Raw genomic sequence first — 24,079 nt, forward strand, 5'->3', positions numbered from 1 at the left:
AGCCTCAATCCGGACATCTGTTGCTGCTTTAGGCATTCTCAATCCACGGGGGCTATTCATCCGGCATGGCTGCTTCGTTTTCCTCTTCGCTGCGCGGCGATGGCGCGCTCTTCGCGCTGCTTGCGGCTGGCCTCGCGCTGTCCGGCTGCGCCAGCGTGAGCGAAACGATCGCGCCGGCCTTCGCCGATCCCGCCAAATACGAATTGTACGATTGCAAGCAGCTGGAGACCGAGCGCAAGGGGCTCGCAAAGCGCACTGACGATCTGCGGGCGCTGATGCAGAAGGCCGAGACCGGGACCGGTGGCGCGGTCGTGTCCGAGCTCGCTTATCGCAACGATTATGTCGCCGTGCGCGGGCAGGCCCAAATGGCCGAGGACGCCTGGCGCCGCAACAGATGCCGGGAGTCGCCGCCTGAGGAGCCGCCGCCTCCGGCATCGCCGGCGGCCGCCGCCAAGCCCGCAGCGAAATCCGGCAAAGCCGCCCGTTGAGGCGTCCTGCCGAGCGCGCTTCTCATCAAGGCCGCCAGCCGTAGATCCAGTCCTGCCGCGCCAGCATGCGCTCCGGGCCGAGCGCGCGGATCGCGAGATCGCGTGCGAGCGCGAGTGGCCCGCTGAGATGATAGATGCGGCCCTGCTGCCGCGCGGTCCGCTGCACCCGCCGCACCCGCGCCTGGCGCGCACGGCCGTATTGCGTCAGCGCGGCGGCGACCTCTTTGCTGCTCTCGGCGGCCTCGAGGCTCAAATGCCGGGCGAGCACGGCGGCATCCTCGATCGCCATGCCGGCGCCTTGCGCTGCGAACGGCAGCATCGCATGCACGGCATCGCCGAGCAGCGCCACCGAACCCTTGCTCCAGGGGCAGCCGTCGGGGACGCCGAACAGCGCCCATTTGCGCCAGCTGTCGACCGCGGCGAGCATCATCCGCGCCGCCGGCGGCCAGCGTGGGCCGGCAAAGGCGTCCATCGCCTCGCTGACATCGCCGGGCGTGCTCCAGCCCGGCCGGTTCCAGGTGCCCGGCAGCACCGCGACCACGTTGATCTGGCGCCCGCCCGCGATCGGATAGGCCACCAGATGGGCGTTCGGCCCCATCCAGAGCTGCACCCGGCGCGCGGTATAGTCCTTCGGCAGTTGCGTGGCATCGAGCGTGCCGCGCCAGGCGATCAGGCCGGAGAAGCGCGGCTGCACCTCGGGAAACAGATGCTGGCGCACCGTCGACCAGATGCCATCGGCGCCGATCAGCGCGCTGGCGAGATCGCTGCGGCGGATCGTGCCGCTGCGATGGACGACCGTCAGGCCCTTGGCATGGGGCGCCACATCCTCGAACGTCGCGCCCAGCTTCAGGTCGATGTCGGGATGGTCAGCAACGGCGCCGGCGAGGGCCGATTGCAGGTCGGCACGGTGCACCACCCAATAGGGCGCGCCGGCGCGCGCGGATGCGGCTTCGCCGAGCGGCATGCGCAGCAGCTCGCCGCCGGCGCGCGCGCTCATGATCGAAACCGCCTCCGGGGTGACGGCGCGCAGCTTGAGGCGTTCGGTCAGGCCGAGCTCGACCAGCACGCGGCTGGCGTTGGGGGAGAGCTGCAGGCCGGCGCCGACTTCTTCCAGGCGTTCGGCCTTTTCCAGCACGACGATGCGGAAGCCGCGCGCGGCGAGCGCGAGTGCGGCCGTCAGGCCACCGATGCCCGCACCGGCGATGACAATCGTTCGGGAGAGCGCCACCCCTTAGCCGGTGGACGCGGTCAGGCCACCTTGTCCTTCAGCACGCATTCCGGCGGGCGGGCTTCGCCCGCCTTCAGGTCGGCCGCGAAGCGGTACAGCGTCGAGCAATAGGGGCAGATGATCTCGTTGTCGTTGCCAAGGTCGAGGAAGACGTGCGGATGGTCGAACGGAGGGTTGGCGCCCACGCACATGAACTCTTGCGAGCCGATCTCGATGACGGGGACACCGGCATCGTTATGAAAGTGCGGGACGACATGGTCGGACATCGTAGTTCATCCTGGAGTGGCAGAGGCGGCAGACACAATCAACGACTGACGCGGCATCTTTGAGGCGCCGCGGACCATACTGGCGGGTGCAGATGATTGCTAGTCCAATGGAACCGAAAAGCTCCGCAAGTGCCCCATGCTCATTGGCTCATGCAAATTCGACACAATCTTGCGGCCTGAGAGAAGCCCTTCTTTCGTCGGGGACGTTGTGTCGCAATTTTGGCATACTATCTCTGTGGTTGCGTGAAATCGGGACGAAAGGCGTATCGTTCCGCGCGGGCATCCAAGGGCATCCGGGCTTTTCCACATGAGGTGGTTTCGAATCAGTACGGCGTTGGCGGGAGTGGCCGCGTGCGGCTTCATGCTTGCGCAGGTGGCGCCGCATGCCCGCGAGGCCGGCGCGATCCTGGCCGCCCAGGACGATCCGGCCGCACTCTCCGAACTGAAGCTCGATGCAGTGCTGCGGCACAACGACCGCCTGGTTCAGGACAATATCGAGGCCGCGCTCGCCGTCGGCGACGCCGATCTCGCCGACAGTTTCGTGGCGCTGGCGCGTGACCGCAACATCGCGCTTCCCGACGATCTCCTGAGCCGCGTCGGCGACGCCGTGAAAGCGGAGAATTCGACCTCGCATTTCGCCAAGCGCTTCGCCACCGGTCTCGTCACCGGCAACGCGGACGATGTCGCGAGCCTGTCCGGGACCGTGGCCGGCGATCTGTTCGTGTTCGGCGACATCAGGGACGTGGTGCGCGAGGGCAAGCACCTCGCCATGGGTGAGGAGACCGACCGCCTCGTGCTCTCCCTTGCGGCGGCCGGCCTTGCGGTGACGGCGGTAACCTACGTCTCCGTCGGCGGTGCCGCGCCGGTGCGCGCCGGACTGACGCTGGTGAAGGATGCGCGCAAGCTCGGACGGCTCGGCGAAGGGCTCGCCGCATGGGCCGGCCGGTCCGCGCGCGAGGTCGTCGACACGCCGATGCTCCGAAACGCGGTGGCATCAGGCTCGGTGCTGCGGCCGGGCCAGACGGTGAGCGCGATCAAGGCCGCGTTCCGCGCAGAGAAGGCCGGTGCGCTGGTCCGGCTCGGCAAGGACGTCACGCGCGTCGCGGGAAAGACCGGCACGCGCGGGGCGATGGATACGCTGCGCATCGCCGAAGGCCCGAAGGACGTCGCGCGCGCGGCGCGGCTTGCGGAAGCGCAAGGCGGCAAGACGCGTGCGATCATGAAGCTGCTCGGCCGGGGCGCGCTGCTGCTCGTCGGCGGCGCGTTCGATCTGGCGCTCTGGCTGTTTGGCGCGGTCGTGACCCTGTTCGGCCTGCTCTCCTCCATCAAGGCGACGACCGAGCGCCTGACCCAGGCCTGGTGCGATCGCAGGCGAGCGCGGCGGCTTCGCCGCGCGCAGATCGCCGCCGAAGCTGCGCTGGAAGCTGCGGCTCTCAAGGCCTAAAGCGCGACGAAATTGCGGTCAATCGTCGGCGCACTCCGGGTCATTGTTTGAGCATGATCTCCGCGCAAGCGCGCTCCGCGTTTGTCGCGCGGAAAAACCGCTGCACATCTGTCCGGATCGTGCTCTAAGATCGGCCATTCCCCTCCAGACCCCACGGAACTGATGATGCCGAGCTTTCACAACGGCGCCGTTGAAATTGCCTATCTCGACGAAGGCGAGGGTGATCCGATCATCCTGGTGCACGGCTTTGCCTCCAGCAAGAACGTGAACTGGGTCTATCCGACCTGGGTTTCGGAACTGCGCAAGAACGGCCGGCGCGTGATCGCGCTCGACAATCGCGGCCATGGCGAGAGCGCAAAGCTCTACGAGCCCGCACAATACTCCATTCCCGTGATGGCCGGCGACGTGCTCGCGCTGATGGATCATCTCGCCATCCCGCAGGCCGACATCATGGGCTATTCGATGGGCGGGCGGATGACGGCCTGGCTCTCCCTCAACGAGCCGCAGCGCCTGCGCTCGGCGATCCTCGGCGGCATCGGCATCGGCGGCCTGATCGAGGGCAGCGGGCCCGGCGAGAACGTGGCGAAGGCGCTGGAGGCACCCGCGCTGGATGACGTCACCGATCCCGTCGGCCGCACGTTTCGCGCGTTCGCCGACCAGACCCGCTCCGACCGCCGCGCGCTCGCCGCGTGCCTCCGCGGCACGCGCGATCTCATGACCCGCGAGGAAGCCGCGCGCATCGACGTGCCGGTGCTGATCGCAGTCGGCAGCGCCGACGACGTCGCAGGAAGTGCCAGCGCGCTCGGCGCCATCATCCCCGGCGCGGAAGTGCTGGACATTCCGAACCGCGACCATATGCGTGCGGTCGGCGACAAGGTCTACAAGACCGGCGTGCTGGATTTCCTGTCACGGCGGGGGTGAGTTGGCAAAGGGCCAAGCGGGGGTCTTCGCCTACTAATCCCTAGGACCTTTAGCCCAGTTTCTTGGCCCCTCAATTTCCGTGTCGACCGCTGCTTCACGCTGCCTCGTCGCTGAACACGGCGGGAAGCGTCTTGAGGAACGAGATGACGCGCTGCGTGCGCAGGGGCGGGCGGCGGTCGGAGGTGCGCACCATCCATAGCGGTTCCTTAGGTGCGCGCCAGGGCGCCAGCACTTCGACCAGCCGGCCGGTGCGAAGGTCTTCGCCAACGAGCCACGCTGGCCCCCAGCCGATCCCAAACCCATTCGCGATCAAAGCGAGCGAAGCATGCGCGTCGTCGCAAATGTGCTTGGGCTTGGGCGTGACGCGCATGGGTCCTTTGCCGCGCGGGTCGGCGAAGCGCCAGGTCAGGATCTGACCGCTCGCGGGATTGCGGAAGCCGACGTGGTCGTGCGCGGAAAGCTCAAAGGGAGTGGCCGGCGCGCCGCGCGCCTTCAGATAGGCGGGCGAAGCGCAAGCGATCCAGGAGAACGTGCAAAGCCGCCGGGCCTGATGGCCGGGCGCGCGGTCGAGGGGCCCTGAGCGGATCGCGACGTCGACGCCTTCCGCCGCGAGATCGAGAATCTCGTTGCGGAATTTGACCTCGATCTCGAGCTCCGGTCGTTCCCGCAGGAACGCGGGCAGCCGCGGCAGGATGCAGGCGCGCGCGAACGAAGCGGGGGCGGTCACGCGCACCCGTCCGCCATCGTCGCGCGCGACTTCGCCGAGCGCAGATTGGACACGGGCGAGACTTTCAACCAAGGCGCGTCCCGCCGCCATCAGCCGGTCGCCCTCCTCGGTCAGAGCCAACGAATGGGTGGAGCGATGCAAAAGCCGCAACCCGTGAGCCTTTTCGAAGCGGGCAACCGCCTTGGACATCGCCGAGGTGGTCGTCCCCGCCCGCCGCGCGGCTTCGGCGAAGGAGCCCGCCTCGACGACGCGGACGAAGGCGAGGAGACGCGAGAGATCGGGAGGCAAGGTCGTTGTGGACATGTAGTCCACATAGCCATGGCCGGGCGATCACTACAAGAGACATTCCCGAACGGCTAATTCAGGAAGCGTCAGCGCGCATTCTGCGGCGCTTAAAACGCGGGAAGTCCCATGAACCCCATCGAGATCACCCTGCAAGCCCTTGACGCCGCCGAGCGCGCGATTCCACCCGGCCAGCCGGTTTATATGCTCAATCTGCTGCGCTACCGCGCGCAGGCGCGTTACGAGGACGGCTTCGACGCCGCGCCCTGCTCGGGCCGCGAGGCTTTTCATGAACGCTACAGGCCGGCATTCCGGCGTCTTGCGGCCGGCAAGCCGCTCGCGCGGATGTTTTCCGGGCCGGTCCTCACGAGCCTCGTCGGCGCGTCAGGCGAACGCTGGGACGAAGCGGCGATCAATGAATACGGCGATTTCGCCACCTTCCGCTCGATCGTCGACACCGAGACTTACCGGCGCGAAGCCGCCCCGCATCGGCACGCGGCGCTCGAGGATTTCCGGCTGTTCGCGCTCGCCAAGGAGATGTGAAAAATTGTGGGTGAATTACGGTGACGGTGCAGAGATCACATGCGTGCGGTCGGCGACAAGGTCTACAAGACCGGCGCGCTGAAGTTCTTGTCACGGCGCGGGTGAGGCCATGTTGCCTGAGTTGCCACGCGCTTTGACGTCCTCGCCCAGTATCTTTTACGTTGTAGACGCTAGCTGCTCGAACGTGCCGACCTGGGCCCAAAGGGATCAGTTGCGATCCTTCCGCATTTTTGTCTTGAGATCATCCGTCAGGTGGCGAACGAAAAAATCAATCACTCGTTTTCGGCTGTCGGCCGTGGCGTCGGGGCTGTAGGCGAGCGTGTGTCCTCTGTATTTGAAGGGACGGTCGCGCTGTTGATCGAAGCCATGATGTGCGTTCGGATACTCGACCACGTCAAATTCGGCGCCGGCCACCCAGTTGATGTTCTTGGCTCGCAGGCAGCCGTCTGGCAACGTCCAGTCGTCATTCCCGGCAACGAAGATCAACAGCGGCGATTGTATCGCGAAGTTCGGGCTGAATGCGTGGCACTCCGGGTAATAGGCCGCCACGGCTCTAAATCGGGCTTCGGCTGTCCCCCTGGCGATCTCGATCGCTGCGCTACCTCCGCTGCTCAAGCCGAGTGCAAATAGATTGTCCTTGCTGACTTTCGGGTTCCTCTCCAGAAAAGCCTTCGCGTTAAAGGCATCGTCCTTTCGAAAGCGGGACGCCTCCAGTCCACAACCCTTTCCTCCGCCGAGATTCCGCGGCCCGAAACTATCAAGAATGAATGCGCCAAAGCCGGCCGCTTGCAGGTTCTTCGCGTGCGCCTGAAGGGTCGCCACGCCAAACCGGTCGAGCCCGCCACAGGTATGCATCAAGACGACCACGGGAAAAGGCCCGGGTCCTGGAGGAAGCGACAAGGTGCCAGTCAGAATTGCGGTCCGCTCGGAAGGAGAGACAACGCTCTCGAACGAGAGCGTTTCAGCCTCGAGCCGGGTCGACAACAGGACCGTCAACGCGGCCGCAATGGTGCAGGCGACACGATGCATAGATTTTCCCCCTTTTGAATCCAAACAGCGCGGTTGTTATCGCCGTACAGGGCAGGCGGCAGTCCAGTCGATCCGAGCGACGTAACCGCGCGGCGTTTCTCCATGGAAATACGACCTCGACGAAGCGGAAGCTGCTAATGCCGATGGCGGCCGCCTGGTTGGCGAACGTCCTGGCCCGCATCGCCAGGTCCCCAACGCCGCGCCGCTGCCATCAGCGCCACGAACGTCGCAACCCACACCATGCGCGCGCCGTAGCGGTCGTGGGGCCCTGAGATCACGCCGCAGATGAAGGCGTTGCCGAGCAGCGCCAGCGTCACCGTTCCGGCCAGCAGCGTCAGATCGTCCAGCCGGCGGTTCGCCAGCGCTTGTGCAAGCAGCGCGACCAGCGCCAGCATCGAGGCCAGCGCGACCGGGACATGCAGCCAGTTCACGTAATCGAAATTGACACCCCAGTTCTGCTGCCGCGCCGCGCGCATCGGCGCGGCCTGTGCGGGGATGTAGCGCTCGATGATGCCGCGGGTGTGGGGAATCCAGCCGTTGGTGCCTTCGCCGGTCGCCACATGCAGCAATTGCTGCCCCATCGCGCGCAGCGCCGCGCCGGCCTGCCAGGCCGGATAATCCTTCAGCGACTGCACGACGATGGTGCCCATCTCATCGTTGAGCCCATTGAAGCGGCCGAGCGTGTTGAACATGCTCTTGCCCCACAGGAATTCGTCGGCGCTCGCGGGCAGCTCGTTGCGGTAGGGGCAGAGCTTGTAGCGTTCGCGCGGGCAACGGTCGTTGAGATATTGTGCGACGATGCCGTCCTGCATCATGCGGCCGAAGGCGACGCCGTAGCCGCCGGGCGTCCAGGCCAGCTTGCCGGACAGCGCATAATTCGCCGATACCAGCATCAGGCCACCCGCGACGATGGCGAGGCTCGCCTGCGTCAATCCGGCGAGCGGCAGCCGCCCGCCAACGAACGGCCGCATCATCCAGCCGGCGGCGCACAGCCCCAGCAACACGCCGAGCGTGGCGCTGTGGGTCGCCACGGCAAAGGCGGTGAAGACGAACAGCGAAATCTTCTCGAGGGACGAGGTGCGGCTTGCGCCGACCACCAGCAGGAACAGCGACAGCACCGCGAGCCCGGCAAAGATGTCGGTGAGCAGCATGCTCGCAAGCCAGGGCAGCGCGGTCGACAGCATCAGGCAGAAGCTGATCGCGACGAAGCGGAAGGTCTGCATCAAACCCAGCACGCGAAGTGTGAGCTGCAGCAGCCACAGCGTCGCCAGCGACTGGACCGCGAGGTTGATCCAGAAGCCAAAACCCTCGCCATAGTGCAGGTAGAGGCCGAACACCGTGGAGCGGCTGGGGACGAGATAGCCCTCGTACCAGCGCGCCAGATAGCCCCCGGTGTCCCATTGCAACAGCGGATAGCCGTTCCAGACCGCCGGCGCGATCATCAGGAGGGGCAAGAGAAGGGGCAGGGCCACCGCCGCCAGCCGCAGCCAAGACGAGGCCGCGGCGCGCGCGCGCAATTGATCGGTGGTGATGCTCAAATCAGCTCCCGTCCCGTCTGGACATGACCGCAATAAGGGTTGGAAGAGAATTCACCAATAGTTTGAGGCCGCCCGGCTTGAATTTGGCGAAACTCTGACCATTTTGAGCCGACCTTGCCGCTTGGGGCGTCAAAAGAAACTGTTGTGTTTCAAGGCCTTGGCATGCTCTGTGGGGCAAGATGCTGTTCACTCTCAGGCAAGCCCGTCAGGACTTTGTCGCCTAGACTGTGCTATACAGAGAGCAAAAGACGCCCATTCGTAGAGCAAAATTCCAAAGAGAAAATCCATGGCAGTGCATCAGGTCAATCCGGGAGGAAAGCTCGCATCGCTCGATCCGATCTGGGACCGGATCCGCGGCGAAGCGGAGGACATCGTCCGACGCGAGCCCGAGCTTGCGACCTTCATCTATTCGGCGGTGCTGCATCACGGCCGCCTTGAAGATTCGGTGGTCCACCGCGTCGCCGACCGGCTCGATCATTCCGCACTGTCGGGCGATCTCGTGCGCCAGGCCTATTCCGAGGCGCTGCGCGACGACCCCGATCTCGGCAACGCCTTCCGCGCCGATCTCGTTGCCGTCTACGACCGCGATCCCGCGACCTCGCGCTTCATCGATCCCTTGCTCTACTTCAAGGGGTTTCACGCCATCCAGACCCATCGCCTCGCGCACTGGCTCTATCTGAAGGGCCGCAAGGATTTCGCCTATTACCTTCAGAGCCGATCGTCGGCGGTGTTCCAGACCGACATCAATCCCGCCGCGCGCATCGGCCGCGGCATCTTCCTCGACCACGCCACCGGTTTCGTCTGCGGCGAGACGGCTGTGATCGAAGACGACGTCTCGATCCTGCACGGCGTCACGCTCGGCGGCACCGGCAAGGAGAACGAGGACCGTCACCCCAAGATTCGCCACGGCGTGCTGATCGGGGCCGGCGCAAAAATCCTCGGCAACATCGAGATCGGCCATTGCGCGCGCATCGCCGCGGGTTCGGTCGTGGTCAAGCCGGTTCCGCACAACGTCACGGTCGCGGGCGTGCCGGCCAAGATCGTCGGCGAGGCCGGCTGCGCCGAGCCGTCGCGCACCATGGACCAGATGATCAACGCGATGGGGCTCTGAGAAGGCTTTTGATGCTGAGATGGGCCGGATTTTCCGGCCCTTTTCGTCCCAAAATTCTTTGACAATTCGTGCTGGCGGTTCGCCGCGTCTCGTCCTAAAACCCGCCGACCATTTTCGATCGGAGACTTGCCGTGGACGTCAAAGAAGTCAGAAAGTTGGATGCGTATCTGAAGCGCGTATTCGGCAATCCCAAGATCCGCGTCGTGCCGCGGCCGAAGAAGGACGATTCCGCCGAGGTCTATATCGGCGAGGAATTCATCGGCGTGCTCTTCGTCGACGACGAGGACGACGATCGCTCGTTCCAGTTCCAGATGGCGATCCTCGAGGACGATCTGGTCGATCAGGAATAGTTTGTCACGGCGTCGTCGCGAGCGAAGCGGAGCCTTCGCTCGCGCCGCGGCGTTCTCCGTGTCCCGGACGCACTGCAACGCTCCATAGCGTTGCAGTGCAGAGCCGGGACCCAGAAGTCACACGCCGCATCTCTCCAGCATAGACCCCGGCTCAGCAGCGCACCGTCGAAGAGACGCTGCGCTGCGTCCGGGGCACGCATCGAGATCGAGGAACGCTTTCTCAACACCGTCATTGCGAGCGCAGCGAAGCAATCCAGGAATCTTTCCGCAGCGGAATTCTGGATTGCTTCGCTGCGCTCGCAATGACGAGCACGTGCAGCCGAGCCGTAGTGTCGGCAACGATGATGCCGACCGCACGGCGAAGGCGCTTCACTGAGCGGTGCTGCGACCGCCTTGCACGGGAAGCGCCGCCGAACGCGATGCGCCACTTAGGCTTTAACGACAAGACACCAGCACCTGACATGAGTCGCCACTAACGCGCTAGTTGCACTCTTCTTGAGGCTGGCCATGACTGACCGCCCCATGCTTGAATTGCTGATAAGGCACCACCCGGCATCCAGGCTTTACCGGACGGCAGCCCGCGCTATTGCATATCAACTGCCCAGCGGCTTGCGGCTTCGCAGGGGCAGTTTCGGCTTTCTTCCCGGCGTCGTCCCTCGGCTTGGCATCCTCGCGGGCCGCGACCGGCTTCTTGTCCTGCATCTTCTCGCATTCATTGTCGTCATTGACGCGATAGCCGGCGCGGCAGGTGATCTTCACGCAAGTGTCGCCGTCCGCCTTGAAGCCACGATCGCACACCAGCGGGCAGACCCGGCCCGGCTTGGCCTTGATGGCATCGAGGGCGTCGAAGCTTGCGAGCTTGGCGTCGAACTTCGTGCCGGCATGCTTGTTGAACAGGGCCAGCGAGCGCTGCGAGGTCGCATTCCAGTCGCCGTCGGCATTGCTCGCGAGACAGCCGACGCGGCGCAGTTCCGACTGCACGAGCTTGGCTGTCTCCTGCGGCGACAGAGAGGGCGGCGATTGAGTAGGGGCCACGGCCGCGACCTTCTGCTCAGCGTCGCGCTGAGCCTTCTCTTTGGCGGCGAGCTCGGCAGCTGCCTTGTCGTTTGCAATCTTCTCGGCCAGCGCCTTTTCGGCGGCCTGCTTGTCGGCCAGCGCCTTGGCGACGGCTGCTTCTGCATCTTTCCTGCGCTGCTCGGCGGCCGCCGCTTTGGCCTCCTCGATCTGCTTGGCCTTCTCGGCGGCAAGGCGGGCATTCTCGGCGGCTTTGGCGGCGGCAGCGGCCTTCTCCTGCTCGGCCTTGTTCGCACGCTCGGCGGCGAGCTTTGCCTTTTCGTCCTCGGCCTGGCGAGCCTTCGCGCTCGCAGCTGCGCGCGTCTCCTCGGCTGCGACGTTCTTCAATTGCGCGCGGGCGAGGCCTGCATAGAAGCCGTCCGGATAAGCCTGAAGGAAGGCTTCCCATGCGTCCCGGTTTCCGGTCTGGAGCGCCAGCTCATAGTCCCGGCGGATGCTGTCCTGGGGATTGGCTTGCGGGCCCGGCGCTGCTGCCGGCTTCGCCGGCACCAGGGTCACGTCGTCGCCGCCGAGCGAGCCGTAGACAAACGGCTCCTGTTTGTTGCCGGTGCTCTTGAGCACGTCGTCGCGCACGAAGCGAAAAGCTTTGCCGAGGTCGAGCCCCGGCGTCGGCAGGCGTTCGACGAGGGCTGCAGCGAATGGGCTGTTCTTGGAGTCGCCATCGGACGCCGTCGAGCCTGCCTTCGCCGCGAACGCAATCATGGTGTTGGGGCTGGTCGGCTCGACCTTGGCAAGGCCGCGGCCGATGGCGCGCGAGGCGATGGTCCGCTTCATCGTCTTGGCGAACGGATTGTCGCGACAGGCATCGAGGATGATCAGGCGCAGCTGCTTTGCCGGCTCGACGGCGAACAGCGCGCGGTCCAGCGCAATCGTTTCGTCGAGCACGTCGCTGTCGGTCTCCAGCGTCGCGTCCGTCGGGATCAGATAGTTGACGCCGTCCAGCTCGATGCCGTGCCCGGCGTAATAAACCACGGCGACCTCCGCATCCCGCGCCTTGCCGCCAAAGTCACGCAGCGCCCTGCGCATCTCCGAACCGTTGAGGTCGAGCCTGACATCGACGGTATCGAAGCCTGCCGTCTTGAACATGCCGCCGACCAGGGCGGCATCATTCGCCGGGTTCGCCAGCCGCGCCACGTTCTTGTAGGCCGAGTTGCCCATGACGAGCGCGACGCGCCGTTCGGCCATTGCCGGACCGCATCCGAGCCATACCGCAAGAATCAACAAGAGAAACCGAAGCGCGCTCATAACAGCCCCAAGTCACCAAGCAGCCGCCGACGGCCGCTCAATCGCAGATTTCGCGAGGCGAAGTAATGACATTGCCATTGCGAGGCTGGGGATCCAGGTGACACCCTTTGGCTACGGGTCGACAGCCCGCGTTGTTGCAGTACATTTGCCCAGATGCGGAGGGCTTCGAAGGAGCCGCTTCAGTTTTTTTCCGCTCCGTGTCCCGCGCCTTGGCGTCCTCGCGGGTGGCAACCGGCTTCTTGTCCTGCACCTTCTCGCATTCATTGTCGTCATTGACGCGATAGCCGGCGCGGCAGGCGATCTTCACGCAAGCATCGCCATCGGCCCTGAAGCCGTGATCGCACACGAGCGGACAGACCCGGCCCGGCTTGGCCTTGATCGCATCGAGCGCCTCGAAGCTCGCGAGCTTGGCGTCGAATTTCGTTCCGGCATATTTGTTGAACAGCGTCAGCGAGCGTTGCGATGACCCATTCCAGTCGCCGTCGGCCGCGGCCGCCAGACAGCCGACACGGCGCAGCTCGGACTGAACCAGCTTCGCCGTTTCCGCAGGGGACAGGCTCGGCTGCGATGAGGTCGGGGCAACGGCTGCAACCTTCTGTGGACCATCGGCTATTTGCGGCTTCTCGGTCACCTGCCTCTCGGCGACGACCTTGTCGTTCGCAGTCTTGTCGGCGAGCGCCTTCTCGGCAGCCTGCTTGTCGGCCAAGGCTTTGGCGACAGCCGCTTCTGCGTCCTTCCTGCGCTGCTCGGCAGCAGCTGCCTTGGCTTCCTCGACCTGCTTGGCTTTCTCCGCCGCTGCCTTGGCGTCCTCAGCGGCCTTCGCGGCGGCTGCTGCTTTCTCCTGCTCGGCCTTCTTGGCGCGGTCGGACGCCAGCTTTGCCTTCTCGTCCTCGGCCTGTCTGGCCTTCTCCGCAGCGGCGGCGCGGGTTTCTTCGGCGGCAATCTTGTTCAACTGACCCTTGGCAAGATCGGCATAGAAACCGCTGGGAAAGCTAGCGAGGAAGGCGGTCCAGCCGTCACGCGTACCAAGCTGAAGCGCCAGCTCATAATCACGACGTACGGTGTCCTGTGGATTGGCTTGAGGGCCGGTGACGATTGGCTTGGCCGGAACCAGGGCCACGTCGTCGCCGCCGAGCGAGCCGTAGACAAACGGCTCCTGCTTGTTGCTGGTAGACTTGAGCACATCATCGCGAACGAAGCGAAAGGCCTTGCCGAGGTCGAGCCCCGGCGTCGGCAGGCGGTCGACCAGAGCCGTGGCAAACGGGCTGTTCTTCGCATCACCGTCCGAGGCAGTCGAGCCCGCCTTGGCCGCGAAGGCGACCATCGTGTTCGGGCTGGTCGGCTCGACCTTGGCGAGCCCGCGGCCGACGGCACGCGAGGCGATGGTACGCTTCATCGTCTTGGCGAAGGGATTGTCGCGGCAGGCGTCCAGGATGACGAGGCGCAGCTGCTTGGCCGGCTCCACCGCAAACAGCACCCGGTCGAGCGGGAACGCCTCGTCGAGAACGTCGGTGTCGGTCTCCAGCGCGGCATCGGTCGGGATCAGATAATTGGTGCCGTCAAGCTCGATGCCATGGCCGGCGTAGTAGACGACTGCAACGTCCGCATCTCGGACCTTGCTGCCGAACTCGCGCAATGCCTTGCGCATGTCGACGACGTTCAGATCAAGCTTGATGTCGACAATATCGAACCCGGCCTTCCTGAACATGCCACCGACCAGGGCGGCATCGTTCGCGGGGTTCGCCAGCCTCGCCACGTTCGTGTAGGCCGAGTTGCCCATGACGAGCGCGACGCGCTTCTCGGCCAACGCCGGTCCGGTTCCGACCCAGATCGCAACAATCAACAAAACAAACAGCCGAAGCCGCATTCCAGCCCCCGAATGCAATAGCGTCAGATTATTCGCAGGATAGCCAAACGCAATCTGTGCTCAGTGATATCAGTCACATATCCATGCGGCCATCCGGGCAAACCCCGGTGCCGGTGAAAGACGCCGGCCCCCCCAGTGGGCCACCGCATCGTGGCATCATGCCCTGTTTTGCCCCGACAGGTCAATCATTATTCGAAAAATACGAAAAAGCTCGATGCTGCCCACGCTTGGCTACTGTGCATGGGGTTGTTTTCGATTTTCTATTTCGGAGGCTGCAGCCGGCCTCGCTCAGCCCCGCGGCCCGCGCAGCTGCGCGGTCAGCCTGTCCATCGCCTCCGCCACGTCGCGCCATTGCGACAGCCAGCTTCGTGGAAAGCGGAAGGTGAGGTCGGCGCCGCCGACGCGGCGCTCGGCGAGGCACATGCCCGGGGTAGCCGCATCGCGCGTGCAGCGCGCGGTCAGCGCGGGGCTCGCAGCGGAATAGAGGTCCTCGCTGCCGTAGGGCGTGACGGTTCGGAACATCCGCATGGTCAGGCCGTCCACCGGCATCGCCGCGGCCTGGTCGAGATAGCGCGGATAGATCGTCGTCGTTCGCTGCTCGGGCGAGAGCGCATCGTGATGGGCCGCGATCGACAGGAAGATGCGGTCGATCGATTGCAGCGCCGCTTCCGCCGTGTCGGAGGTGACGTGCTTGGGCGCGCCGGGCGGCTCCAGCGAAGGATAGAGGAAGTCGAGATCGATGCGTTCCTGCGGCCCCGAGTGCCGCTGGATCTTCATCCGGATCGCGGTGACCGGCAGGTTGAACAACGTGCCGCCGACGCTCACCGGCAGCTTGTCCGGGGCATTCGCGCCGCCGCTGCCCCAGGTCGGCCACAACAGATAGGCGACGAGCGCGACCGCACACGCCGCGGCAGCACCGCCGAGCACGATCGGGACGACGTGCGCCCGGGTGCGCGTGCGAGGGGACCTGAGGGAAGCTGCCGAGAACAAGGTCATGAATTGCGCAAGGTCGACCGGAGGTCGGCCGATGGCCGACGAATCAGCGGCGAATATGCCATGCGACGGCGATTTCGCGGAGCGTTCCCGGCTGCGGGAAGCGGGGACGGCCCCTGCGCGGGCCGGCCGGCCGCGTTAACCTTTCCTTAAGGATAATGTAGCGTTAAGGCGCACTCTTTGTCACAGGAAGGCACGCGCGTTGCGTAAGGGCGGAGCAGTTCCGATGACACCTGAAGCTTTCAACACCTTCTTCTCGATCTGCATCGGTTTCGCGCTCGCGGGCGCGCTCGTGAACGGATACCAGGCGCTCGCGCAGCGGCCCGCCGGCTTCGGCCTGCTGCAGGACGGCGTGGCGCCGAAAACCTTCGCGGCGGTTCCGTTCCTGGTGTTCGCCGCGCCCTTCATCATCATGCGCAACACGCTGCGCGGCATGCGGGTGGAAAGCCGCCGCGTCGAGTTCGTGATGATGGCAACCCTCATCGCCGGGTTCTGGAGCATGATGAGCGGCACCTTCTTCCTGATGACGCTGCGCGCCGCCGGCCTTCTGGCCTGATGCCCGCGCGCTCGAGCGCGGCCGGCCCTTTGCGTCGGGGCGGCCGTTTGGCTATGCCAGTCGTCAACGCGACAGGAGACCCCCATGGCCATCTACGAGCTCGACGGGCAGGCGCCCGACCTTCCCGCCGACGGCAACTATTTCATCGCCGAGACCGCGACCGTGATCGGCCGGGTGCGCCTGAAGCCGGGCGCGAGCGTCTGGTTCGGCGCGGTGCTGCGCGGCGACAATGAGTGGATCGAGATCGGCGAGGGCGCCAACGTGCAGGACGGTTCGACCTGCCACACCGATCTCGGCTTTCCGCTTGTCATCGGCAGGAACTGCACCGTCGGCCACAACGTCATCCTGCACGGCTGCACCATCGAGGAGGGCGCGCTGATCGGCATGGGCTCGATCGTGATGAACGGCGCGAAGATCGGCCGCAACTGCATCGTCGGTGCCGGCTCCGTCATCACCGAGGGCAAGGAGTTCCCCGAGCGCTCGCTGATCATCGGCTCGCCCGCGCGCGTGATCCGCACCCTCGACGACGCGCAGGTGCAGAAGATGGGGAGTGCGGCGAGGTTCTACGTGGCCAACGGTCCGCGCTTCAAGCAGGGCCTGAAGCGGATCGGCTGATCAGCTGCCTTCGGATTGGCGCGCTTCGATCGCGCCTGCCACCTTTTCGTGGCCGGCGGCCCAGAGCGCGTGCTCGTCGCTGCCGTCGCGATAGGGATTGGCCTCAGCCGGAATGTCTTCGCGCGCGGCGCGTTCGCCCTCTGCAAATGGATCGCGATCGGTCATCGTGACTGCTCCTGCGACGTCAAGCTGATGTGACGGCGTTTGTTCCGGAACAGGTCTTCGCGGCGACCGTTGACTGGCAAAGGAGAATTTCCGATGGCCAGGTCGTGCGCTTCGATCAAGACCGCGCTTCTGATCCTCGCACTCGCGGCGATGCCGGCCGCGTCATTCGCGCAAACGGCGGGCGGGTCTGCCGGATCGAGCGGAGCCTCGATGGGGTCGCCGGGAGGCTCGGTGGGATCGACCGGAGGTATCGCCAATTCGCCAGCACCGCCGCCTGGCACCAACAGCCTGGGGACGGCGCAATCTTCCGGGCCGGGCTCCGGAGTCACGACCGGCAGTGGCGCAGGTGGCGGCGGGGTTGATGCCGCCGTCAACGCCGAGAACCGCCAGCTCGACAGGAAATTGAAGAGCATCTGCCGCGGTTGCTGACACTCGCGCGGAAGTGAGACAGTGTGGCTGTCACGAATGACCGGCTGACGTTAGCTTGGTCCTGCGTTGAAGCGTGGAGCGTGTCCACGCCCAGGAATCGAGAGTGATGTTACGCAGGATGATGAAAGCGGCGCTGGCCGTTGCAGTGATCGGCTTGTCAGCGCCGCAGGCGGCCGAGGCGCGAGGATTCGGACACGGTGGGTGGGGTCATGGTGGCGGTTGGGGCCATCGCGGCCACTGGCCTGGCGGCGGCTTCTGGCCTGGCGTGGCGATCGGAGCAGGCGTCGCCGGTGCCGGCCTGTACGGCGGCTATTACGGATATGGCTACGGCTATCCCTATTACGCCGTACCCGATGACTATGGCCCCGCCTACAACGATGGCTATGGCGGCTGCTATGTCGCGCGGAAGCGTGTCATGACGCCATCGGGATGGCGCTACCGCCGGGTCGACGTCTGCGAGTGAGGCGGAATAGCTGTTAAAAAACAAGGCCGTTGACGCAGTATACCGTCAACGACCTTGCCAGCCCCGGATATTGAAATCGGCTCACGCCATCCGGTGATTGCGAGCATCGCGCGGAATCACACCGGCGAATGTGATCCAGTTCACAACTGGCCAAAAATAAAGTTCCCGCCTTGTGATCGGCTCAGCCGCGCGAGCGCTTGCGCGCGCTGGCCTGGACGCGGTGCCGTGCCGGTTTCCTGCGGGTGACCGATGGTGTCTCGACCTCGGTCGCCCGTGCACTGGCAAAGGACTGCCGCAGGCCGTCGATGGACTCGTTCAAGGCTGTGACCTGCTCGGACAGACGCTTGGTGTCGGCCTGTTGCGCCGCCATCAGCCGCTTCATCGTCTGGAGCTGGTCCTGCACCACTTGAAGCTGGTCGATCGATTCCTGCTGGGTCGCTTCCAGCCCCTTGGTCTTCTCGACCAGCTGCTCGGAGGCCTGGGCGGTGCGGGCCTGAAGTTGCCGCGAGGCCACCACCCGGTCGGACTCGGGGGCGGCGCCGGAATAGGCTCGCCAGATCGCGATCGAGGTCACGCCGGCGATCAGCAGGAGAAGGGCGGCGGCGGTCAGCGCGATCGGCTGGGCGCCGAGGCGAAGGAGGGGGTTGGACGGCGTGTCCTGGGCGAGATCGATCATCGCTGACAAAACCCAAATTGAAACTTGGTGAGTGGCGAAGACCGGCAACCCAGAGGGGTCACCGGGGCGTCCCGAAAGCCTTACGTTTCGGCAAGGAATGGGACCAAAAAGAGGCTGAGCGCAAAAAAACCAGTGTTCAGCGAGCCTTGCCGGCCCCGAACGGTAAGGATCAAGGCTGAAATTGAGAAAACGGCCCGGAATAGCTCTTCGTGCGCGGGGCCGCATAGGGGCCGACGCGGGACGTCGTCAGTCCCAGCCGCACCAGTGATTCCGCCAGCGTCACGGCGGCGGCGACGCCATCGACCACGGGCAGGCCGTGCGCGGCGGCGAGCTCGCCCGCGAGATCGGCCATGCCGGCGCAGCCGAGCACGATGGCCTCTGCCCGGTCGTCACGGATCGCGGCGGTGATCTCCGCCGAGATCTTGCCGAGCGCCTCAGCGTTGCGCGCCTCGAGCGCCAGCACCGGGACCTCGGCGGCACGGACGCGGGCGCAGCGTTCGGCCAGGCCGTACTTCCGCAGATTGTGCTCGATCGGCACGATGGAGACGCCGAGCGTGGTCACCACGGCAAAGCGCGCGGCGATCAGGCTCGCGAGGTGGAAGCCGGCCTCGCCGATACCGATCACCGGTGCCTTGGCGGCGGCACGCGCGGCATCCAAGCCGGTGTCGTCGAAGCAGGCGATGATGTGCGCGTCCGCGCCGTCGCGATCGGCCTCGCGGATGCAGCCGAGCATGCCCGGTACCGCAAAAGCTTCGTCGTAAAACCCCTCGATCGAGACCGGGCCCATCGCCGGCTGACGCGCATCGACCACGGTGTCGGCGAGGGCAACGCTGCGCGCGGCAGCGGCGATCTTCGCCGTCATCGACGCCGTTGTGTTGGGATTCACCACGTGAAGCCGCATCGGAACAGACGAGTCCCTTCTCAGACGAGTCCCTTGCCGGCGTCCGAGCCCTTGGCCGCCTGCCGCTTGTTGAGCATGTGGATGGTGCCGAGCGCAAGCGTGATGACCGTGAACGAGACCGCCGAGATGACGGTGCCGAGCGCGTAGATGTCGGGATTGGTCACGGTGGTGGTGAGGCCCTGCAGATCGAGCGGCAACGTGTTCACCGCGCCGATCGCCTGGCTGGAGCGCGCGAGCTCGTCCCAGGACAGCGTGAAGCCGAACAGGCCGATGCCGATCACCGAGGGCAGGATGATCGGCAGCACGACATGCCGGAACGTCTGCCACGGTGTTGCGCCGAGATCGCGCGCGGCTTCTTCCAGGCGCGGATCGAAGCGGTTGAAGATCGCGAACATGATGAGCAGCCCGAACGGCAGCGTCCAGGTCAGGTGCGCGCCGAGCCCGGACGTGAGCAGGCCCATCGACGTCTCGAAATTCTCGTTCCAATGCGCCTTGATCAGGTCGTCGATGATGCGGAACTCGAGCGAGATGCCGAGCGAGGTGATGATCGAGGGCACGATGAGGCTGGCGATCGCCGAGTAGAACAGGATGCTCTGTGCCTTGAACTTGCGGCGGAAGGCCATGCCGGCGGCGACCGACAGCACGACGGTGACGATCATCACGATGATTCCGAGCAGCAGCGAGCGGCGGAAGGCGGCGCCGAGATCGACGATGCCGGTGCCCTGGAACAGCTTTGCGATCCAGAACGTCGACACGCCGTTCATCGGGAAGGTGAGGCCGCCCTGCGGCCCCTGGAACGACAGCACGTAGATCGCGATCATCGGCCCGTAGAGAAACAGCACATAGGCCGCGAAGAAGATCGCGAGCACGTAGAACGAGCGCGGGCGTCCTTCCTTCATGCTCTAGAGCTCCTTCTTGATGTCGACGATGCGCGACATCATGGTGATGATCAGGAAGGTGATCGCGAGCAGGATCACGGCGTTGGCCGCGGCGGCGGGGAATTGCAGGGCGTTGACCCGGGTCTCGATGATCTTGCCGGCGGCGGCGATCTGCTGGCCGCCCATCACGCCGATGGTGATGAAGTCGCCCATCACGATGGTGATGACGAAGATCGAGCCGATCACGATGCCGGGCTTGGCGAGCGGAATGACGACGTTGACGAGGGTCTGGAAGCCGGTCGCGCCGGCGTCATAGGCGGCCTCGATCAGCGACTTGTCGATGCGCACCATCGAGTTGAAGATCGGCACCACCATGAAGAAGGTGAAGAGGTGCACCAGCGCCAGCACCACCGAGAATTCGGAGAACAGCAGCCATTCCAGCGGATGATTGATCAAGCCGGTCTTGACCAGACCGGAATTGACGAGGCCGTTGCGGCCGAGCAGGGGGATCCAGGCGATCATGCGGATCACGTTGGAGGTCCAGAACGGGATCGTGCAGAGCAGCGACAAGCCCATCTGCCAGGTCTTGGACTTGACGTGGAAGGCGAGGAAGTAGGCGACCCAGAAGCCGACGAAGAGAGTGATGGCCCAGACCATGAAGCAGAGCTTCAGCGTCATCAGATAGGTCTTGCCGATGGTGCAGAGGTCGGGAAGCTGCGCGATGCAGCCCTCGAACGTGTCGGTGTAGCCGCGGCCGGAGAAAGCCGGCAGCAGCTGGTATTCGTTGTAGTCCCAGAACGAGACGATGACGACGAAGACGAGCGGAATGAGGAAGAAGGCGAGAAACACCAGCATCATCGGCCCGGCCTGGAGCCAGGAGATGAAGGACGGCGACAGGCGCGTCGGCTTTGCGGCGCGCGCTGTGCCCGACCCCGGGATCAAGCCCGGGGTAGCCTGTTGCAGGACTTCTTCCGACATGTCCGTTACGCCGCGATGAACTCGTTCCACTTGCGGACCATGTAGTCGTTCTCGTCCATCACGGCGTTCCAGCACGCGACGCCGCCCATGCGGTCCTCGTAGGAGCCGCCGTCACGCACCGCGCCGGCCTTTTCCAGCAGCGAGCCGTCGGGCGCCTTGATGTCCTTCTCGGCCGGCTTGCCCTCCATCCAGTACGCCCATTCGTAGGGCTCCATGTGCGCCTTCGCGGTGGAGAGCACGGCGGAGTAGTAGCCCTGGCGGTTGAGATAGGCGCCGGCAAAGCCGGACAGGAACCAGTTCACGAATTCATAGGCCCATTCGAGCTTTTGACCCGAGACGCCCTTGGAGACGCAGAAGCCGGACGCCCAGGAACGGTAGCCTTCCTTGAGCGGCTGGAAGGTGCAGGGGATGCCCATCGAACGGACCTTCGTCACCGCCGGCGACCACATCGACTGGATCACGGTCTCGCCCGATGCCATCAGGTTGACGCTCTCATTAAAATCCTTCCAGAAGGCGCGGAACTGGCCGGCCTTCTTGGCCTCGGTCATCACCTTCATGGTGAGATCGATCTCTTCCTTGGTCATGTTGCCCTTGTCGGCATATTTGTACTTGCCGGAGGCTTCCACGACCATCGCGGCATCCATGATGCCGATCGAGGGGATGTTGAGGATCGAGGCCTTGCCTTTGAACTCGGGGTTGAGCAGCTCGGCCCAGGTGCTGATCGGACGCTTGATCAGGTCGGGGCGGATGCCGAGCGTGTCGGCGTTGTAGACGGTCGGGATCAGCGTGACGAATTCGGTCGCCGACGTCGCGAACTTCTTGGAATCCTTGCCTTCGAGATAGAGCACCTTCCAGGGCGCGGTGCCCTGGCCGCCGATCTTCTTGCCGCCGGGCGTCTCGCCCTTGGTGAAGACGGGCGTGATGTTGTCGAACTCTTTGATCTTCTTGGCGTCGAGCGCGAGGATGTTGCCCGACGGCACCAGCTTCTTCAGCGAGAAATATTCGGTGTCCAGCACGTCGAAGGAGTTCGGCTGGGTCATCACGCGCTTGGTGACGTCGTCGGTGGTCGCGGTGATGTATTCGATCTTGATGCCGGTGTCCTTCAGGCACTGCTTGGAGATGTCGTCGCCCTCGTTCACCGCCGTGCCGAGATAGCGCAGCACCTTCGCATCGGCCGACTTCACGTAGGGAAAGCCGGTGATCGCGCCGGAGCCGGCGGCGAGGCCGGCGAGACCTGCGGTGCCCTTCAATAGCGTGCGGCGGCTGACGCCGGTCTTCCTGGTCGTCTCGGTCATTTCGCTCACTCCTCTGTGTTGCGCATTTCCGTGGTGAAGGGTGCTATTGCAGGCGTTGCGCCTTGGCGGGATCCCAGGTCGCCAGGACGCGATCGCCCGGACGGAACGGATGCACGTCGAAGGTGGCCTCGGGAACGTGAGAGAACAGGGCGGTGCCGTCGTCGAGCGTGAGCGAGACGGCGATGTAGGAGCCCTGGTACTCGGTCTGGGTCAGCAGCGCCGGCGCGCCGAAGGCGCCGTCGGTGAACGGCGCGATGCCGAGCTGATCGGCGCGGACGGCGATGAGATTGCCGGCGTCGCTGAGCACGTTGTGGCCGCCGATGAAGCGGGCCACGAATTCGGTGCGGGGATGATGGAAGATGTCGCGCGCCGTGCCCTGCTGCTCGATCTTGCCGTGGTTCATCACCACGATGTGGTCGGCGAGCGCCATCGCCTCTTCCTGGCCGTGGGTGACCTGGATGAAGCTGATGCCGAGCTCGCGCTGCAGCCGCTTCAATTCGCCGCGCATCTTGACGCGCAGGAACGGGTCGAGCGCCGAGAGCGGCTCGTCGAGCAAGAGGATCTGCGGCTCGGTGATCAGCGCGCGGGCGAGCGCCACGCGCTGCTGCTGGCCGCCGGAGAGCTGCGCGGGAAGACGGCCTGCATATTGGCTCATCGCCACCAGCTCGAGCAATTCGCCGGCGCGCTTGTGCCGCGTCGGCTTGTCGATACCGCGCATCTTTAAGGCGAACGCGACGTTGTCGATCACGGAGAGGTGCGGAAACAGCGCATAGGACTGGAACATCATCGCGGTGCCGCGCTCGGCCGGCGGCAGGTCGGTGACGTTCTGCGGGCCGAGGAGGATGTCGCCTTCGCTCACAGCCTCGTGGCCTGCGATCATGCGCAGCGTCGAGGTCTTGCCGCAGCCGGAGGGGCCGAGCAGGCAGCAATAGGTGCCGGCCGGGATCTTCAGGTTGACGTTATCGACCGCCAGCGTGGCGTCGTAGCGCTTGGTGACGGCGACCAGTTCGAGAGCGGCGGGAATGGCCATGGCGTATCCGAGGAGGGGCGATGCGTCCCGCCTCTCTCCGCAAGGTCCGTGCCAACAGCCAACGACAGTGCGAATTTCCAAAACTGTGCAACGGAGTCAGATCGTTAGATCGATTCCGGGCCAATTTGTCCGCCCGCCGCCTGTGCAGTCACCTGCACACAAAACGGGCGAAGATTGTATAAAGTTTCGCCTGTGATTGGATACAGCTCGTCGACTAACATTGCAGGCCGAACGTTCGTCGATCGAGCCCTCACAATCATGGCCGCCAAGACCCGCCAGAAACCCGATGCGCCCGATGCGAGCGATCGCGTCAGCCGCATCCGGGAGGGTGTGACCGCCGCGATCCTCGAGCATCGCCTGCTGCCCGGCACGAAGCTCGGCGAGGACGAGATCGGCGACATCTACGGCGCGAGCCGGACGCTGGTGCGCACCGCGCTGCAGCAGCTCGCGCATGAGGGCATCGTCAGCATCGAGAAGAATCGCGGCGCCTTCGTCGCGCGCCCGACCCCGGCCGACGCCCGCGAGGTGTTCGAGGCGCGCCGGCTGATCGAGCCCAGCATCGTCGATCACGCCATCGAGGCGGTCTCGCCGGCCTGGCTCGATCGCCTCGGCCAGCATCTTGATGAGGAGCGTGAAGCGGAATTGCGCGGCGATGCGCGCGCCTCCGTCCGTCTCTCCGGCGAGTTTCATCGCCTCGTCGCCGAGATGAGCGGCCACAGCATCTATGTCGGTTTCCTGAAGGAGCTGATCGCGCGCTCCTCGCTCATCATCCTGCTCTACCGCCGCCACGACACGCCGGCGTGCGGCACCGATCATCACGCCGAGATCGTCGCCGCGATCCGCAAGCGCGACAAGGCGCGCGCGGGCGCCTTGATGCTGTCGCACCTGAACGAGATCGAGGCAGAGCTTTTCCTGAAGGATCCCGCCGCCGACGAGCTGCGGCTGGCGGATGTGCTGGGGGCCTGAGGGCTGCTTGCGTCGGCATGG

Annotated in this window: 26 protein-coding genes; 11 read left to right on the top strand and 15 right to left on the bottom strand. The window is 65.1% G+C overall.

The features are described from left to right. Positions 1 to 65 precede the first annotated feature (65 nt). Entirely contained in the window at positions 66 to 488 is a 423-nt protein-coding gene (locus ACNJYA_RS15035; RefSeq protein ID WP_260379800.1) for a twin-arginine translocation pathway signal, read from the top strand. Between the two features lie 25 nt (positions 489 to 513). On the opposite strand, the gene ACNJYA_RS15040 is transcribed toward ACNJYA_RS15035, so the two are convergent. Both ACNJYA_RS15040 and ACNJYA_RS15045 read right to left on the bottom strand, forming a co-directional pair. Next, on the bottom strand, positions 514 to 1,716 hold the full coding sequence (locus ACNJYA_RS15040) for an FAD-dependent monooxygenase (RefSeq protein WP_439403171.1): 1,203 nt from the start codon (positions 1,714 to 1,716) through the stop codon (positions 514 to 516). A 20-nt stretch (positions 1,717 to 1,736) separates the two neighbouring features. Next, positions 1,737 to 1,982, bottom strand: a complete 246-nt coding sequence (locus tag ACNJYA_RS15045; protein ID WP_007602543.1) for a zinc-finger domain-containing protein — start codon at positions 1,980 to 1,982, stop codon at positions 1,737 to 1,739. Positions 1,983 to 2,289: 307 nt separating this feature from the next. On the opposite strand from ACNJYA_RS15045, the gene ACNJYA_RS15050 reads away from it, so the two are divergent. Next, positions 2,290 to 3,426: a hypothetical protein gene (locus tag ACNJYA_RS15050; protein ID WP_439403172.1), complete on the top strand. Its 1,137-nt coding sequence runs from the start codon at positions 2,290 to 2,292 to the stop codon at positions 3,424 to 3,426. Positions 3,427 to 3,591: 165 nt separating this feature from the next. After that, the gene (locus ACNJYA_RS15055) at positions 3,592 to 4,347 is read left to right on the top strand and encodes an alpha/beta fold hydrolase (RefSeq protein ID WP_439403173.1); all 756 of its coding nucleotides are present in this window, start codon (positions 3,592 to 3,594) and stop codon (positions 4,345 to 4,347) included. Positions 4,348 to 4,441: 94 nt separating this feature from the next. Here ACNJYA_RS15055 and ACNJYA_RS15060 read toward each other — a convergent pair whose 3' ends face one another. After that, positions 4,442 to 5,377, bottom strand: a complete 936-nt coding sequence (locus tag ACNJYA_RS15060; protein WP_439403174.1) for a LysR family transcriptional regulator — start codon at positions 5,375 to 5,377, stop codon at positions 4,442 to 4,444. Between the two features lie 108 nt (positions 5,378 to 5,485). Between ACNJYA_RS15060 and ACNJYA_RS15065 the strand changes: the two genes are divergently transcribed. Then, on the top strand, positions 5,486 to 5,899 hold the full coding sequence (locus ACNJYA_RS15065; protein ID WP_439403175.1) for a hypothetical protein: 414 nt from the start codon (positions 5,486 to 5,488) through the stop codon (positions 5,897 to 5,899). 207 nt (positions 5,900 to 6,106) lie between these two features. Here ACNJYA_RS15065 and ACNJYA_RS15070 read toward each other — a convergent pair whose 3' ends face one another. Beyond that, the gene (locus ACNJYA_RS15070) at positions 6,107 to 6,928 is read right to left on the bottom strand and encodes a dienelactone hydrolase family protein (protein WP_439403176.1); all 822 of its coding nucleotides are present in this window, start codon (positions 6,926 to 6,928) and stop codon (positions 6,107 to 6,109) included. A gap of 134 nt (positions 6,929 to 7,062) precedes the next feature. Next, positions 7,063 to 8,466, bottom strand: coding sequence for a hypothetical protein (locus tag ACNJYA_RS15075; RefSeq protein WP_439403177.1), 1,404 nt, complete (start codon positions 8,464 to 8,466; stop codon positions 7,063 to 7,065). A 286-nt stretch (positions 8,467 to 8,752) separates the two neighbouring features. Between ACNJYA_RS15075 and cysE the strand changes: the two genes are divergently transcribed. After that, positions 8,753 to 9,577: a serine O-acetyltransferase gene (gene cysE, locus ACNJYA_RS15080; protein ID WP_172783075.1), complete on the top strand. Its 825-nt coding sequence runs from the start codon at positions 8,753 to 8,755 to the stop codon at positions 9,575 to 9,577. 131 nt (positions 9,578 to 9,708) lie between these two features. After that, the gene (locus ACNJYA_RS15085) at positions 9,709 to 9,927 is read left to right on the top strand and encodes a DUF3126 family protein (RefSeq protein ID WP_007602550.1); all 219 of its coding nucleotides are present in this window, start codon (positions 9,709 to 9,711) and stop codon (positions 9,925 to 9,927) included. Between the two features lie 480 nt (positions 9,928 to 10,407). Here the strand turns inward: ACNJYA_RS15085 and ACNJYA_RS15090 are convergent, their stop codons facing one another. From ACNJYA_RS15090 to ACNJYA_RS15100, 3 genes are all read right to left on the bottom strand, one after another. Then, positions 10,408 to 12,246: a caspase family protein gene (locus ACNJYA_RS15090; RefSeq protein WP_439403178.1), complete on the bottom strand. Its 1,839-nt coding sequence runs from the start codon at positions 12,244 to 12,246 to the stop codon at positions 10,408 to 10,410. A gap of 37 nt (positions 12,247 to 12,283) precedes the next feature. Beyond that, the gene (locus tag ACNJYA_RS15095) at positions 12,284 to 14,113 is read right to left on the bottom strand and encodes a caspase family protein (protein ID WP_439403179.1); all 1,830 of its coding nucleotides are present in this window, start codon (positions 14,111 to 14,113) and stop codon (positions 12,284 to 12,286) included. Between the two features lie 288 nt (positions 14,114 to 14,401). Beyond that, positions 14,402 to 15,109, bottom strand: coding sequence for a hypothetical protein (locus ACNJYA_RS15100; RefSeq protein ID WP_439403180.1), 708 nt, complete (start codon positions 15,107 to 15,109; stop codon positions 14,402 to 14,404). 223 nt (positions 15,110 to 15,332) lie between these two features. On the opposite strand from ACNJYA_RS15100, the gene ACNJYA_RS15105 reads away from it, so the two are divergent. Next, entirely contained in the window at positions 15,333 to 15,662 is a 330-nt protein-coding gene (locus ACNJYA_RS15105; protein WP_172783078.1) for a DUF6949 family protein, read from the top strand. 84 nt (positions 15,663 to 15,746) lie between these two features. Beyond that, entirely contained in the window at positions 15,747 to 16,277 is a 531-nt protein-coding gene (locus ACNJYA_RS15110) for a gamma carbonic anhydrase family protein (protein WP_212258120.1), read from the top strand. Here ACNJYA_RS15110 and ACNJYA_RS15115 read toward each other — a convergent pair whose 3' ends face one another. Next, entirely contained in the window at positions 16,278 to 16,442 is a 165-nt protein-coding gene (locus tag ACNJYA_RS15115; RefSeq protein ID WP_212258121.1) for a hypothetical protein, read from the bottom strand. 93 nt (positions 16,443 to 16,535) lie between these two features. On the opposite strand from ACNJYA_RS15115, the gene ACNJYA_RS15120 reads away from it, so the two are divergent. Continuing rightward, the gene (locus ACNJYA_RS15120) at positions 16,536 to 16,871 is read left to right on the top strand and encodes a hypothetical protein (RefSeq protein WP_260379791.1); all 336 of its coding nucleotides are present in this window, start codon (positions 16,536 to 16,538) and stop codon (positions 16,869 to 16,871) included. A gap of 106 nt (positions 16,872 to 16,977) precedes the next feature. Then, positions 16,978 to 17,334: a hypothetical protein gene (locus tag ACNJYA_RS15125; protein ID WP_439403446.1), complete on the top strand. Its 357-nt coding sequence runs from the start codon at positions 16,978 to 16,980 to the stop codon at positions 17,332 to 17,334. Positions 17,335 to 17,515: 181 nt separating this feature from the next. On the opposite strand, the gene ACNJYA_RS15130 is transcribed toward ACNJYA_RS15125, so the two are convergent. From ACNJYA_RS15130 to ACNJYA_RS15155, 6 genes are all read right to left on the bottom strand, one after another. Continuing rightward, positions 17,516 to 18,010 carry a hypothetical protein gene (locus tag ACNJYA_RS15130; RefSeq protein ID WP_172783083.1) on the bottom strand — a complete coding sequence of 165 codons (495 nt, stop codon included), beginning with the start codon at positions 18,008 to 18,010 and terminating at the stop codon, positions 17,516 to 17,518. Between the two features lie 169 nt (positions 18,011 to 18,179). Continuing rightward, the gene (locus ACNJYA_RS15135; protein WP_439403181.1) at positions 18,180 to 18,911 is read right to left on the bottom strand and encodes an aspartate/glutamate racemase family protein; all 732 of its coding nucleotides are present in this window, start codon (positions 18,909 to 18,911) and stop codon (positions 18,180 to 18,182) included. A gap of 20 nt (positions 18,912 to 18,931) precedes the next feature. Further along, on the bottom strand, positions 18,932 to 19,810 hold the full coding sequence (locus ACNJYA_RS15140) for an ABC transporter permease (RefSeq protein ID WP_157333548.1): 879 nt from the start codon (positions 19,808 to 19,810) through the stop codon (positions 18,932 to 18,934). A gap of 3 nt (positions 19,811 to 19,813) precedes the next feature. Then, positions 19,814 to 20,767, bottom strand: a complete 954-nt coding sequence (locus ACNJYA_RS15145; RefSeq protein ID WP_212258126.1) for an ABC transporter permease — start codon at positions 20,765 to 20,767, stop codon at positions 19,814 to 19,816. A 5-nt stretch (positions 20,768 to 20,772) separates the two neighbouring features. Then, complete coding sequence (locus ACNJYA_RS15150; protein ID WP_172783086.1) at positions 20,773 to 22,062, bottom strand: ABC transporter substrate-binding protein; 1,290 nt, start codon at positions 22,060 to 22,062, stop codon at positions 20,773 to 20,775. A 43-nt stretch (positions 22,063 to 22,105) separates the two neighbouring features. Further along, the gene (locus ACNJYA_RS15155; protein WP_439403182.1) at positions 22,106 to 23,092 is read right to left on the bottom strand and encodes an ABC transporter ATP-binding protein; all 987 of its coding nucleotides are present in this window, start codon (positions 23,090 to 23,092) and stop codon (positions 22,106 to 22,108) included. Between the two features lie 258 nt (positions 23,093 to 23,350). Here ACNJYA_RS15155 and ACNJYA_RS15160 point away from each other — a divergent pair, with 258 nt between their 5' ends. Beyond that, the gene (locus ACNJYA_RS15160; RefSeq protein WP_172783088.1) at positions 23,351 to 24,058 is read left to right on the top strand and encodes a GntR family transcriptional regulator; all 708 of its coding nucleotides are present in this window, start codon (positions 23,351 to 23,353) and stop codon (positions 24,056 to 24,058) included. Positions 24,059 to 24,079 lie beyond the last annotated feature (21 nt).

It is taken from the genome of Bradyrhizobium sp. BLXBL-01 (assembly GCF_051853025.1).
In the GTDB taxonomy this organism is placed as follows: Bacteria; Pseudomonadota; Alphaproteobacteria; order Rhizobiales; family Xanthobacteraceae; genus Bradyrhizobium.